At 69.2% G+C, this 12,278-nt stretch carries 12 protein-coding genes and 2 pseudogenes; 8 read left to right on the top strand and 6 right to left on the bottom strand.

Annotated elements, in window-relative coordinates:
• Positions 1 to 23: 23 nt before the first annotated feature.
• Positions 24 to 305, bottom strand: a pseudogene (locus IEZ04_RS19165) (HNH endonuclease family protein); the annotation flags it as partial.
• Positions 306 to 467: 162 nt separating this feature from the next.
• Here IEZ04_RS19165 and IEZ04_RS19160 point away from each other — a divergent pair.
• From IEZ04_RS19160 to IEZ04_RS34905, 3 genes are all read left to right on the top strand, one after another.
• Positions 468 to 1,088 (top strand): site-specific integrase, encoded by a 621-nt coding sequence (locus IEZ04_RS19160; protein ID WP_189218118.1) that lies wholly within the window; start codon positions 468 to 470, stop codon positions 1,086 to 1,088.
• A 120-nt stretch (positions 1,089 to 1,208) separates the two neighbouring features.
• Entirely contained in the window at positions 1,209 to 1,556 is a 348-nt protein-coding gene (locus IEZ04_RS19155; protein WP_189218117.1) for a site-specific integrase, read from the top strand.
• Positions 1,557 to 2,016: 460 nt separating this feature from the next.
• Positions 2,017 to 2,910: a site-specific integrase gene (locus IEZ04_RS34905; RefSeq protein ID WP_229821123.1), complete on the top strand. Its 894-nt coding sequence runs from the start codon at positions 2,017 to 2,019 to the stop codon at positions 2,908 to 2,910.
• Positions 2,911 to 3,060: 150 nt separating this feature from the next.
• On the opposite strand, the gene IEZ04_RS19145 is transcribed toward IEZ04_RS34905, so the two are convergent.
• On the bottom strand, positions 3,061 to 3,624 hold the full coding sequence (locus IEZ04_RS19145) for a TetR/AcrR family transcriptional regulator (RefSeq protein ID WP_189218116.1): 564 nt from the start codon (positions 3,622 to 3,624) through the stop codon (positions 3,061 to 3,063).
• 140 nt (positions 3,625 to 3,764) lie between these two features.
• Here IEZ04_RS19145 and IEZ04_RS19140 point away from each other — a divergent pair, with 140 nt between their 5' ends.
• Together IEZ04_RS19140 and IEZ04_RS19135 are read left to right on the top strand one after the other, a co-directional pair.
• A complete protein-coding gene (locus IEZ04_RS19140; RefSeq protein ID WP_189218115.1) occupies positions 3,765 to 4,490 on the top strand; it encodes an SDR family oxidoreductase in 726 nt (241 codons plus the stop codon).
• A gap of 71 nt (positions 4,491 to 4,561) precedes the next feature.
• On the top strand, positions 4,562 to 5,626 hold the full coding sequence (locus tag IEZ04_RS19135; RefSeq protein ID WP_189218114.1) for an aldo/keto reductase: 1,065 nt from the start codon (positions 4,562 to 4,564) through the stop codon (positions 5,624 to 5,626).
• A gap of 73 nt (positions 5,627 to 5,699) precedes the next feature.
• On the opposite strand, the gene IEZ04_RS19130 is transcribed toward IEZ04_RS19135, so the two are convergent.
• The 3 genes from IEZ04_RS19130 to IEZ04_RS19120 form a co-directional block, all read right to left on the bottom strand.
• Positions 5,700 to 6,941: a Tn3 family transposase gene (locus tag IEZ04_RS19130; protein WP_346158725.1), complete on the bottom strand. Its 1,242-nt coding sequence runs from the start codon at positions 6,939 to 6,941 to the stop codon at positions 5,700 to 5,702.
• Between the two features lie 9 nt (positions 6,942 to 6,950).
• Positions 6,951 to 7,247 (bottom strand): hypothetical protein, encoded by a 297-nt coding sequence (locus IEZ04_RS19125; protein ID WP_189218113.1) that lies wholly within the window; start codon positions 7,245 to 7,247, stop codon positions 6,951 to 6,953.
• Positions 7,248 to 7,458: 211 nt separating this feature from the next.
• Positions 7,459 to 8,289 (bottom strand): M55 family metallopeptidase, encoded by an 831-nt coding sequence (locus tag IEZ04_RS19120; protein ID WP_189218112.1) that lies wholly within the window; start codon positions 8,287 to 8,289, stop codon positions 7,459 to 7,461.
• A gap of 375 nt (positions 8,290 to 8,664) precedes the next feature.
• On the opposite strand from IEZ04_RS19120, the gene IEZ04_RS19115 reads away from it, so the two are divergent.
• Positions 8,665 to 9,339, top strand: coding sequence for a transposase (locus IEZ04_RS19115; RefSeq protein WP_487222067.1), 675 nt, complete (start codon positions 8,665 to 8,667; stop codon positions 9,337 to 9,339).
• Positions 9,340 to 9,669: 330 nt separating this feature from the next.
• Entirely contained in the window at positions 9,670 to 10,806 is a 1,137-nt protein-coding gene (locus IEZ04_RS19110; protein WP_229821120.1) for a methyltransferase, read from the top strand.
• Positions 10,807 to 10,899: 93 nt separating this feature from the next.
• Here IEZ04_RS19110 and IEZ04_RS19105 read toward each other — a convergent pair.
• Positions 10,900 to 11,268 (bottom strand): annotated as a pseudogene (locus tag IEZ04_RS19105) (hypothetical protein); the annotation flags it as partial.
• Between the two features lie 322 nt (positions 11,269 to 11,590).
• Between IEZ04_RS19105 and IEZ04_RS19100 the strand changes: the two are divergent.
• Positions 11,591 to 12,250, top strand: a complete 660-nt coding sequence (locus IEZ04_RS19100) for an HAD family hydrolase (protein WP_189218111.1) — start codon at positions 11,591 to 11,593, stop codon at positions 12,248 to 12,250.
• Positions 12,251 to 12,278 lie beyond the last annotated feature (28 nt).

The following is a 12,278-nucleotide window of genomic DNA, read 5'->3' as shown; positions in this document are numbered from 1 at the left end:
GGGGGGAGTTACGGCGATACGTTTCAGCAGGCGGACAGGTAGTTCGTCAGGGCGGACTTCTCGGCGGAGTCGACGGAGAGGCCGTAGTAGTGCTTCACCTGGGCCCAGGCCCGCACGTACATGCACCGGTACGCGGTGCGGGACGGCATCCATTCGGCCGGGTCCTTGTCCACCCTTGGACTGGTTCACGTTGTCCGTCACGGCGATGAGCTGCGGGTGGGTCAGGTCGTTGGCGAACGCCTGGCGCCTGGAGGCCGTCCAGGAGCCCGCGCCGGAGTCCACGCCTCGGCGAGGGGGACGACGTGTTATCCGCACCTTGTTCTTGATGCCGTTGACCTCTGTGACATGGCGTCGTGAGCCGTGTCCTTCGTGAGAGGCGCGTTATCCGGTGCAGCGGTGAGGTGCCGCTGACAGTGATGACAGGGGGCGCGGTGGCAAGTACGCAACGGGTGGTCATGAGTAAAGGCGTGACGTGGACGGTCCTCGGCGAGGACTACCATGTCGCGGAGCCGGCCGAGCAGTACCTGGAGCACCTGAGATCGAGGGACTGCTCGCCCAACACCCTCAAGAGCTACGCACGGGGCCTCGCCCTGTGGTGGACGTTCCTGGAGCGTCGGGCGCAGTCCTGGGATGCCATCGGGGTGACTGAACTCGCCATGTTCGTCGGGAAGTTGCGTCGCGGGAGCGTGGCTGAGGACGTGGCGCCGCTCCATGACGGCACGAAGGCGGCCGACGCGACGGTGGCGAGCCGGGCGCGCGCGGTCATGGGCTTCTACCGCTATCACGCCGCGCGCGGGGTCGAGGTCGCGGGACGGCTGTACGAGACGGTGAAGGCCCGGCCGGGACGCTACCTGCCGTTCCTGGAGCACGTGGCGCGCAGGACGGGACGGCGTTCCGGCGTGGTCAGGATGTGTACGGACGGTGCCGGTGCTGCTGCCCGGCCAGATGTCAGTGCTCCGCGAGGCGGAGGCGACCTGGGACGCGGCGGGCGGGGTCTGGTCGGGCGAGCTGCGGTATCGCCTGCTGTGGACCCTGCTGGAGGAGACCGGGCTGCGGCTCGGCGAGGCTCTGGGCCTGTGGCACCGTGACTGGAAGACCGGCACGGGCACGACCGCCCAGGTCGAGGTCGTCCCTCGCGAGGACCACCCGCACGGCCTGCGAGCCAAGAGCGGCCACCGTCGCGTCTTCATCGCTCTGCTCTGGACCGGTTGTACGGAGACTGGGTCTGGGCGCTGTGTGAGGCCGGTGCCGACATCGAGCTGGCCGACTGGGACAACTCCTACGTCTTCTGCACCCTGTATCGGGGCGGTCGCTTCGCTCCGATCAGGCCGGAGAGCGTCTACAGGCGTCTCGGCGCGGTGAAGCGACGGCTTCCCGCCGTACCGGACGAGATGACGCCGCATTGGTACCGCCACACGCATGCCACCGTGCTGCTGCTGGCCGGTGTCCCGATGCACGTGGTGAGCCGGAGAGCGGGCGCCGAGGACGCGTTCGAGCTAATCCGGCAGCCGCCGCTGAACGAGCGCACGGGCCGACACGGCCCTGTTCTCGTATAACTACGGCGAACGGGCATGTAGCGCTGTGTAATGCTCGGGGCTGGACCCGGTGCGAGGGGCGGCGGTACAGCGGTTGGCGATAGCGCCAGTCCGCCTCGAGGTCGGCTTATCAGACGTCTGCCACCTGGCGGCCCGCCAGGGTGGTGCCGCAGTAAATAGCGGATTCACTGCGGCAGAGCTCCTGCCGTGACCATCGCGACCTGCGACGGACGATTCCGGCCACCGGGGCGAGGTGTACGCATTTACTGCGGCAGCACCGGAAGGGCGGGACGGACGGGATGATCGAATCAGTGACCGAACTCGGGAGCGGGGCGCGCTCCGGCTGCCGCGCGCCTGGGTGACTCCTCTGTCCGCCCCGCCCTCGTCGTAGGCCGCAGCGGTCGAGCGGTACCTCACCGGCGCGGGCATCGCGAAGTCCTCCGCGCGGATCTACCGGGTCTCGCTGACGACATGGGGATGGATGCTCGCCGGCGAACTGGCGCCGCCCGGACCCGCCCGCCGGGCGCGAAGCCGCCCGTCTTCCCCCCTCACCGCGATCGACGATCCAGCCCTGCCCGAGGTGCTGGCCGAGCTGGCGGACGAGATGGACGCCGATACCGTCAACCGGGAGTTGTCCACTGCGCGCAAGGCAATCGGCTGGTGGCAGCGCCAGGGGTGGATCGAAGGCGACCCGACGATCGGGAACGAGCGACGGCCGGCACCGACCGACCGCACCAAGGCCCTTGCTGAGAACCAGATCGCCGCCCTGTGGCGGCTGGACGCCTCGCTGCGGGAGAAGACGTTCTGGAGGATGCTCTACGAGTCGGCGGCCCGCGCCGATGAGGTGCTGTGCCTGAACGTGGAGAACCTATATCCGCAGGACAAGCGCGGCAGGATCACCGCCAAGGGCGGGGCGATCGAGTGGATTCACCGGCAGTCCGGCACCGCCCAGCTCCTGCCCCGACTGATCGCCCGTCGCACCCGCGGCCCGCTGTTCCTCACCGACCGCAAGGCCCCGGCCGGAACACCCACGCTGGACGTGTGCCCCAAGACCGGCCGGGCCCGGCCCTCCTATCGCCGGGCCGAGGGCATCTTCGGTGAGAAGACCCGGCTACTGGCCAACCCTCTCGCCTCGCCCGAGGACATCGAGGACCTGGACGGCTGGACGCTCCGTCGGCAACGCCACAGTGCCCTGACACACGACGCGGAGGACGGCACCTCCACCCCGATGCTGCTGGCCCGCTCCCGGCACGCCTCCGTCCGCTCCCTGGAGCGATACGCCCGCCCCGGCGTCGACGCCGTCGCCCGGCACGTCGCCGAACGCGACCCCGCCGCCCGCCGGAAGCGCCGACGCCTCCAAGATCAACCACTGTGACGAGCGGGCGCTGTCGCGAGGCGGGGAACGAGCCGAACGTAGGCAACCATTCCGACGGTTCTCACCAAGGTCTGGGGCAGTACGACCACCGCGGCCGCAGCCATGTCGCCCGGCATGGGCCGGCGCCTCACCGAACCGCTGGCGTATCGCCTAGCGGGGCTTGAGTCCGTCGACGACGACGTCCAGCATGCGGTTCAGCTGGGGGCGCTGCTCGGGTGCGCCGGCCGCGGAGAGCAGACCGGCGAGGATGCCGCCCACGTCGGCCGGGTCGATGTCGCTGCGCAGTTCTCCTGCTGCGGCGCCGGCCTCGAGCACCATCGCCAGGACCTGCTGGACCTCGTCGCAGACCGGTCCGGTGCCGAAGCGGCCGGAAGCGCTCATGGCGACCAGGGCCTCACAGATGCCGCGCCGTTCACCGGCCCAGTCGGCGAATCGGAGCATCCACGCGTGGAGGGCCTGGGCGGGCGGCTCGGTGGCCAGCAGGGTGCGCGCATCTTCGCGCAAGGGGCGGATCTGGTCCCGGTAGACCTCTTCGACCAGGTCCTCTCGGGTGGGGAAGTGCCGGTACAGGGTGGCGTTGCCCACTCCCGCGCGTTTGGCGATCGCGTCCAGCGAGATTGCGCGTCCCGATGCGAAGGCTTGGGCGGCCGTGGCGATGAGCTTCTCGCGGTTGCGCTGCGCGTCGGCGCGCAGGGTGCTGCGTGGAGGTGTCATGACCTTCGCGATCGTGAGTGTCGGATGAGGCTCGGGAACGATTCGGGGATGTCCCCGGTTCAGTGTACGGTGAGACAACCGGGGAGTTCCCCGTTTGTGGAGTACTCTCGCCCACTGCTTCAGCGACGAAAGGCTTTGCCATGCCTACAGCTCTCATCACCGGGGGAACGACCGGGATCGGCAGGGCGACGGCCGAGCTGCTGCACGCCCGCGGCTACCAGGTCACGGTCACCGGACAGAATCCTGATTCCCTCGCACGGGCACGGTCCGAGCTCCCCGACGACGTGCTCGTCCTCCGGTCCGATGCGCGCGTGCTCTCCGACACCGACGCTCTGATGTCAGCGGTGTCGGCGCGCTTCGGGTCACTGGACCTGCTCTTCCTCAACGCCGGGATATTCCGTCCGGCACCGGTTGCCGACGTGACGGAGGAATCGTTCGACGAGCACGCCGACCTCAACTTCAAGGGCCAGTACTTCACCCTCCAAAAAGCCCTTCCTCTCATGAACGACGGCGGCTCGATCGTGCTGACCGTGGGCATCGGATCCCGGCGCGGCAGCCCTGGCGCCACAGTGGGGGCGGCGACACGCGGCGCACTGCTGGCGATGCTGCCCTCACTCGCGCTCGAACTGGCTCCGCGCAGGATTCGCGTCAACGCCGTGAGCCCCGGGGCCACCGACACCCCGCTGTTCGACAAGCTGGCAGTGCCCCAGAGCGGCCGGGACGCCATGCGAGCGAGGATCCCCTTCGAGCGCTTCGGCTCCAGCCGCGAGGTCGCGGAAGTCGTCGCCTTCCTCGCCTCGGACGCCGCCGGCTACATCACCGGCCAGGACGTCACCGTGGCCGGCGGCTACGGGCTCGGCGCCTGATGCGCCTCCACGAGCCCACGACCGGCCCGAGCACATCACACGCCAGGAACCACACCTCACAGGAGAAAACGATGGCACTCACGCTCGACACCTACCGGCAGCTGGGCCGCTCCGGCCTGCGGGTCTCGCCACTCGCGCTGGGCGCGGCCACCTTCGGCAACGACTGGGGCTGGGGCGCGGAGCAGGACGAGGCGCGGAAACTGTTCGACATCTACATCGAGCGGGGCGGGAACTTCATCGACACCGCGGTCACCTACACCAACGGCACCTCCGAGCGCATGCTCGGCGAGTTCGCTCGTAACCGACGCGACAGTCTGGTCCTGGCGACCAAGTACACGACGCTGCGCCGGCCCGACGACCCCAACTCCGGCGGCGCCAGCCGGAAGAGTCTGTTCGGCGCGGTCGAAACCAGCCTGCGGCAGCTGAACACCGACTACATCGACCTGCTCTACCTGCACGTATGGGACCCCACCACCCCCGTGGAGGAGATCCTGCGCGGCCTGGACGACCTGGTGCGCCAGGGCAAGATCCTCTACGTCGCCATCTCCAACACCCCGGCCTGGCAGATCTCACGCATGCAGACGATCGCCGACCTGCGCGGCTGGTCGCCACTGACGGCACTGCAGCTGGAGTACAACCTGGTGGAGCGCACCGGGGAGCGTGACCTTCTGCCGATGGCCCAGGAGCTGGGACTGGGAACCGTGCTGTGGTCTCCCTTGGCGGGTGGAATCCTCACCGGCAAGTACAGCCGCCAGGACCTGACCGCACCGGCCTCCGACCGGGGCGAGAGCGCCCGCAAGAGCTTCAACCTGGCCCTGGGCGGAGTGACCGAGCGCAACCTCGCCATCGTGGACGTCGTCAAGGAGGTCGCCGCGGAGCTGGGCCGGACCCCTGCGCAGGTCGGACTGGCCTGGACCCTGCACAACCCAGGAGTGACCGCGCCCATCATCGGGGCGCGAACGGCCGCACAGCTGCAGGAGAACCTGGGAGCCCTCGATGTCGACCTCACCCCGTCCCAGATGGCGCGTCTGGACGAGGTCAGCGCGATCGATCTCGGCTTCCCCCACGCCATGCTCGCCAGTGACCACATCCGCGTACAGACCCGCGGCGACCTGAAGATCCAGGCCCGCCATTGACGGACGCGCACGGGGGCGGCATCTCGCCGCCCCCGTGCGCGCGTCGACGCTCCGCTCGGCCACGCCGCCCCAGTCACGCGGGGGCCGTCGCGCTCTCACCCTCGGGGGTGCGCGGGCCGGGCAACGTCGCGGCCCGGGCGGTCAGGCCCAGCTCCAGGCGGCTGTTCATGTCCAGCTCGAACCGGCCGTAGGGGTTCACGTGCGTCCAGAACAGGGGGGACAGCGCCCGCCGCTCCGCGTCGGTGAGCGTGTCGGCCCACGTCGGATCAGCGAGGATCTGCTGCATCAGCAGCGTGTTGACGTGGACCAGGGCGGACTGGAGCAGATGGAGGGCGAGCGTGGACACCTCCTGGGATTCCTTGTCCTGCCCGGCCAGGTCACCGTCCTTGCCGTAGAAGAGGTCCTTGTTCGCGCTGTTCCAGTTCTCCACGATCTGGAGGCCCTCGTGGATCTCCTGGCGCAGCTCGACGTCGGCGAGGTAGTCGCAGACGTACGCCGTGCGCACGGCCCGGCCCGAATCCTCGATCGCCTGGTAGGTGGGGTGCGCGGGGCCGCCGCGGGTGAAGCGGCGCAGGACCTGCTCGGCCCCGGCGGTGCCCAGGCGGAGCGCGGTGGTGCTCTTCACGATCTGGTCGTACTGCTGGCGGATCAGGTCCCAGTTGATCGTCTTGGTGGACAGTACCGGTGCGAGGTTGGGCCAGATGTCGTCCTCGCCTGCGGCTGGCCGGTACAGCCGGGCGGAGCCGATGTTCTTCAGCCTCGGCATGAGCTTGAAGTCGAGTATGAGGGCGAAGGCGAAGCCGGCGATGGACGCGCCGTGGGTGTCGGTGCACTGCCGGTCCACCTCCATGTCGGTGCAGTGCCGCAGCACGCCCTCGATCATTGAGGCGACCTCGGCGGCGGAACAGGACTTGAGCTGGGAGTAGATGCACACCGACTTCCGCTCGACGTGCCAGCAGATCATCACGCCGGGGCCCCGGTAGCGCTGGTGCCACTCGGTCATCAGGTTCGAGGACCAGGCGCCGAACTCGCGGCTGTCGGAGGCACAGGCGGTGCCGGTACCCCACCACATCCCGTCGCGGGCGGCGAAGGTGGCGTTCACCAGCTTCACCAACTTCACCAGCGCGGCGCGCATGTTGGCCCGGTTGACGATCAGGTGCCGCACCCGGCGCAGCGTTGCCTCGCTCTCGCCGTGCTTGCCGGTGACCGCGACGCGCTTGATACCCATGTTGGTGCCCAGACCGAACAGGACGAGCAGCAACCGGCGCCGCAGTACGTCCTTGGACAGGTTCTCGCGGGTGGCGACCGACGTGATCTCGGCGATCTAGTCGGTGTCGAACTCGGCGTACTTCAGGATATCCAGCGGGTCGATGGTGCCCCAGCGCCGCTCGATCTCGGCCTTGATCGCGACCAGGGACTCCGGCTCATCCTGCTCGCCGCGCGGCGAGACCCTGATCCACGGCTCGCCGTGCTTCTTGACGATCGCCACCCCGCCCGTGGCGCCCTCGACCAGGTCCTGCTCGAAGCGGTCCGGCGAGGTGCGGAGCTTGCTCTGGAGGGCGGTGATGGCGGTGATGAACTCGTCGGCGTCCTGCGGCTGGCCCAGGGCCGCGTAGTGCACATCCCGGTTGTCCTCGAAGCCGCCTCACCCGGCCCCCGCAACCACCCCGCACTCGGCCCCGCACGGTCGACGAGATCGTGAAGACCACCGATACCCACAAACCCGTACGCATCCGAATGCAGCCACGCACCACGCACCATCCGCCTCGCTCCCACCGCCCTGGCCTGAAAGCCTGATCCGGGCGCCGTTGCCAACCATCGCGGCGAAAGAGTCAGCAGTACGGCGGCTGGTTGGTCAGAGATGCCGCCACCCGCATCCACACGCCGAACAGCCGATAGAGACTGGGCAGAGCGCCCTGCGCCTGAACGGTCCGGCTGTCTGTCGAGGCGACTCCTGGGATGCCCAGCAGTGTCGAGGCCACGGAGGCCGACTGCCAGCGAACCATGAGGGTGGACGGGCCAGGAGCGGCAGCCGAAGCCCTTGGCAGTGCGGAAAGACCGGCGGCGACCGTTTTCTCGATGTCCGCACGCGCTTCGTCCGCTGGGCGCAGAGCTGCCGCGAACCGGTCCCGCGCATACTTGACGGCCACGGTCCTTACCGAGGCGTCCCATTCCGTCATCTCTGTGCAGGCGCAGTCGTCACCGGTGATGACCGCCACCGGCACACCAATGGCGGCCGCGGTGGCGTGAGCCAGCCCGATCTCGCCGACAGGTCGGCCGTCCAGCCATATGTCTTCGATCTCGTGGCCCATAAAGCTGTGGCTCAGCACACCGAGCGCCCCGGCCCGGGAGTGGTAGCCGACACAAATTACGGCGTCGTGCTCGGAGGTGAGGCCTTCGAGCATGCCCATGTGCTTGGGCCTGCCGCGGATAAGTCGGGCTGCCGGGTGCAAGGACTCGGGCAGGATGTTGCGCATCGGACCGTGCGCATCGTTGACGATGATGTCGGTCGCGCCGGCCGCGACGGCTCCACGGACAGCCGCGTTGACATCCTCCGCCATCATCAGCCGTCCACGCTCATAGTCCCGGCCGCCAGGCTGGACATCGTCGGCATCGACGAGCCCCGTGACGCCCTCCATGTCTGCACTGATAAAGATCCGCACCGTGCGATCCCCTCGCCCTCTTGATCGCTCAGGAGACGCCTGGCATACCTCCTCTGGTTCCGCGACCAGCTCATGACCATCTTGGATCCGGTCCGGGTTGCCTGAAACCTTTCGCCCGCCGCCACGGAACGGTACAGATCAGCAGTTCCGGCACAGCTTCTCAACTTGACTCTGTCGGGGATCTTGGCGTTTCCGGTGCGACAGCATGATCAACGGGCACGCTCGGGTGGTTCCTCCGACCGATGCAGCTGTCGAGGTGCCGGTTGTCCCTCCGCCCCCGTTCCGGTGAGCATGTCCCGCCTCTGACCGCAGGTCGCGCGGGCGAGCAACCCGGGTGGCACGACGGCGACATGGGTACGTGACCGCCTCGATGGGCTGTGGTGCGACGAGGACTTCGCCGACTGGTACCCGCGGGACGGGCGTCCGGGTTTCTCGCCTGCTCAGCTGGCCACAGTCTGCGTGCTGCAGTTCCTGCTCGGCCTGTCGGACCGGCAGGCAGCCGAGGCGGTCCGCTGCCGCATCGACTCCAAGTACGCCATGGCCATGGAGCTGGACGATCCCGGCTTCCGTCACGGCGTGCTGGCCGACTTCCGCGACCGGCTCGCCGAAGACGGCCGTGCCGACCGGCTCCTCGACCTCGCGCTGGCCCGTCTCAAGGAGGTCGGCCCGGTGCGCGAACGCACCACGCAGCGCACCGACTCCACCCGTGTCCTGGCCGCGGTGCGGGACCTGACCCGCCTGGAGCTGATCACCGAAGCGGTCCGTGCCGCACTCGAAGAAGTCGCCGGCACGTCCCCGCACCTGCTGGACGAGCTGGTCGATGAGGACCGGGGGCGCCGCTACGACCGACCGGTCCGGCTGGGCAAGAACCCCACCAAGCCCAGGACCAGGATCCTCGCCACCGGAAACGATGCCGTCCGGCTTCCGGAACACCTCCACCGACCCGGAGCCGACCGCACCTCCGGTCCCCGTGTCCAGGCCCTGCGCCAGATGCGGCGGTGCGCCAGCGCAGGTGCCCTGCGGCGTCATAGTGGTAGTTCTGCACCATGAAGGGAGAGACGCTCGCCCGGGACGAGGGCGGCAGCCCGGGGCCGCCTTCCTTCTCCAGCGGCGAGTGCCGAGCCCGGCCATCCCCGCCCTGTGCGCTGGTTGCCTGCGGCGGGAGGCTGTGCGAGTCTCTTACGTCGTCTCGTCGTCTCTCCGGAAGGGCTGATCGTGACGCTCGGCATGGTTCTCGGCGACCACTCCTCTCGCGCTTCGACGCGGGAGCGGTAGCCCCACCTGCCCCGACACGCGCGCCCGTGCTGCCGCACGGGCCGTATCCCCCGCTCCTCGTCGAAGTGCTCTTCGTACCCCTGCACGTACGATCACGAGGAGTACATGGTGACCACCATTCGCTGGACCGAGGCAGGCGCCCTTCGTTCCGCTCACTGGCATTCCGAGAGCGCGACATCGGCTCCCAGCCGGGTCATCGACGCGGACGACCGTATGAAAGCAGACACGGCTTACCGTCTGGCCTGCGAGGGCACCGCCTTGCTGTGGCGAGGCGACTTCCACAACGCACGTCAGCTGCTGCAAGCGATGAGCCGCCGCATCAACCGGAAACCGCTCGAACGGAGTGACAGCCCGGCCGAGTCCTTCCGCCTGCACCGGAAGGCCCGCAGCCACCGTGCCCGTGTGCTGGGCAGGCTCCTTGTTCTGCTGCAAGACGACTACTGCCTGAACCTGCGCAGAGCTCCCGATGTGAGCCAAGCATGCACCGAGGCGTACGGTCCGCCGTCCGGGCCGATGGCTGTCCCGCTGACCGAGCTGCTGGGTGTGATGGGGGCGCATCAATGGCGCACAAAAGGCGTGGAGGTACCGGCCCTCGACGCTCGTATCCACCCGCACTACGGCGTGTTCTCCCCGGTCCGGGGCGAATACGTCGACCTCGTCGCACATGCGCCGCTTCCCGCGTCGACGGACCGTCGCGCCGACCACCGCACCGCCTTCGACCTCGGGACGGGGACGGGAGTGCTCGCCGCCGTCCTGGCCCACCGGGGTGTCGACCACATCATGGCCACAGACATCAGTCCGCGTTCCCTGGCCTGCGCACGCGAGAACGTCCGCCGACTGGGCTTCACCGACCGCGTCGATGTCGTGGGCCCCGGTCTCTTTCCGGAGGGGCGAGCGGATCTCGTGGTCTGCAACCCGCCCTGGGTCCCCGCCCGGCCCACCTCGGTCCTGGAGACAGGTGTCTACGACCCGGACAGCAGCATGCTCCGCGACTTCCTGGCCGGACTCGCCGCGCATCTCGAATCCGGAGGTGAGGGATGGCTCATCCTGTCGGACCTGGCCGAACACCTCGGCCTCAGGACACGCGGTGAACTGCTGGCCGGCATCGAGGCTGCGGACCTGCGCGTGGTGGACAAGATCGACACCAGGCCGCGGCACCCGCGAGTCCTGGACACCGCTGATCCTCTGCACGCCGCCCGCGCCGCCGAAGTCACGTCGCTTTGGCGTCTCACTGCCAAGTGATGCTCAGTGTCGACTGTCGTAGTCGACGATCTTCCTAGTCGGCGGTATGCCGCTGACGTATTGAGCTGCGAAAATCTCGGATCATACCGTCGCGGCTACGGATACGACGTGGTCGATGTCGACGTCGGAGGCGGCGCTCCAGGTCGCACCGTCGTACGGGGAGTACCAGCTGCCGCTGGTGGAGGCGCAGGCCGAGTCGGTGACGACGCCCGAGCCGTCGCGTGCGAGGACGGTCTCGCGAGTGTTGCAGGTGCCGCTGATGGTGATCCAGTGCGGGAAGAGGTCACGGTTGTAGCCGGTGCGGTTCTCGGTCGGCACGGTGAGGGAGGCGAGGTAGGTGCGGGCCGTCGCGGCGCTCACCGGGGTGGGCAGTGCGGCGGACGCCGGGGTGGGCAGTGCGGCGGACGCCGCGGGGGCGTTGAGCAGGCCCGTCATGGCAGCCAGGCCGGTGACGGCGGCCAGTGCGCCGAGCCGTCGACGCGCTTAGAACTCGCGCATGCGGAACTCCCTGGGGTGATGGGGAACGTGGGTGCGGGTGATGGGATCCTGACCGCGCTCTGTTGCTTTCGGATGAGCGTTCGGCGAGAAGTTGGTGACGCGTTCATGACACTGCGAGAAGTGCGGCGGGGTCAGCGCCCCGGGCGTTGTCCGGGGCGGTGGCGCGGGGGCGGTGGCGCGGGGTGGGGGTCGTTTTGTATCGTGAGGGAACAAAGTGGTTCCCGTCCGCACTCCCTGACCGGCGGGCGGGGCCACCTTGTTCCCTAGCGCGTTACGGAGCACGCCGATGACGGCCACCACCGTTCTGACCGCCCGCGCCCTCCTCCTCGACATGGACGGCACCCTCGTCAACTCGGACGCCGCCGTGGAGCGGATCTGGCGCCGCTGGGCCGGCCGTCACGGGCTGGACGGCGACGAGACGATGAAGATCGTGCACGGGCGGCAGGGGTACGCCTCGATGGCGTTGCTGCTGCCGGACCGGCCCATGGAGGAGAATCACGCGGACAACGCCCGCCTGCTCGCCGAGGAGGTCGCCGACACGGACGGCGTCGTGGAGATACCGGGCGCCGCGGCGTTCCTCGCCTCCCTCGCCGGTCTGCCCCACGCGCTCGTGACCTCGGCGAACGTTCCTCTGTCGACCGTGCGCATGGCCGCGGCCGGGCTGTCGCTGCCGGACGTGCGCATCACCGCGGAGTCCGTCGGGGCGAGCAAGCCCCACCCCGAGGGGTTCCTCAAGGGCGCCGCCGAGCTGGGTGTCGACCCGGCGGACTGCGTGGTCTTCGAGGACTCCGGGGCGGGGATCGCCGCGGGGCGCTCCGCCGGGATGCGGGTCGTCGGTGTCGGGCCGCGCGCGGCCGTCCACGAGCCGGACGCGCTGGTGGCCGACCTCACCCGGGTACGGGTCGAGCGCGCCGGGGGCGGGGAACTGCGCGTACGGCTCGGCTGACGCGCACCCCCGCGCTGGAGCTTCCGCG

Source organism: Streptomyces ruber (assembly GCF_014648075.1).
GTDB lineage: Bacteria > Actinomycetota > Actinomycetes > Streptomycetales > Streptomycetaceae > Streptomyces > Streptomyces ruber.
The sequence above is the reverse complement of the archived record's forward strand: the minus strand, read 5'-3'. Positions and strand labels throughout refer to the sequence as shown.

Bases quoted from the DNA above. Each gene is read 5' to 3' on its own strand.
- IEZ04_RS34905 (WP_229821123.1), top strand. From the start codon at position 2,017: ATGCTCGCCGGCGAACTGGCGCCGCCCGGACCCGCCCGCCGGGCGCGA.
- IEZ04_RS19145 (WP_189218116.1), bottom strand. From the start codon at position 3,624: ATGACACCTCCACGCAGCACCCTGCGCGCCGACGCGCAGCGCAACCGC.
- IEZ04_RS19140 (WP_189218115.1), top strand. From the start codon at position 3,765: ATGCCTACAGCTCTCATCACCGGGGGAACGACCGGGATCGGCAGGGCG.
- IEZ04_RS19135 (WP_189218114.1), top strand. From the start codon at position 4,562: ATGGCACTCACGCTCGACACCTACCGGCAGCTGGGCCGCTCCGGCCTG.
- IEZ04_RS19110 (WP_229821120.1), top strand. From the start codon at position 9,670: ATGGTGACCACCATTCGCTGGACCGAGGCAGGCGCCCTTCGTTCCGCT.
- IEZ04_RS19100 (WP_189218111.1), top strand. From the start codon at position 11,591: ATGACGGCCACCACCGTTCTGACCGCCCGCGCCCTCCTCCTCGACATG.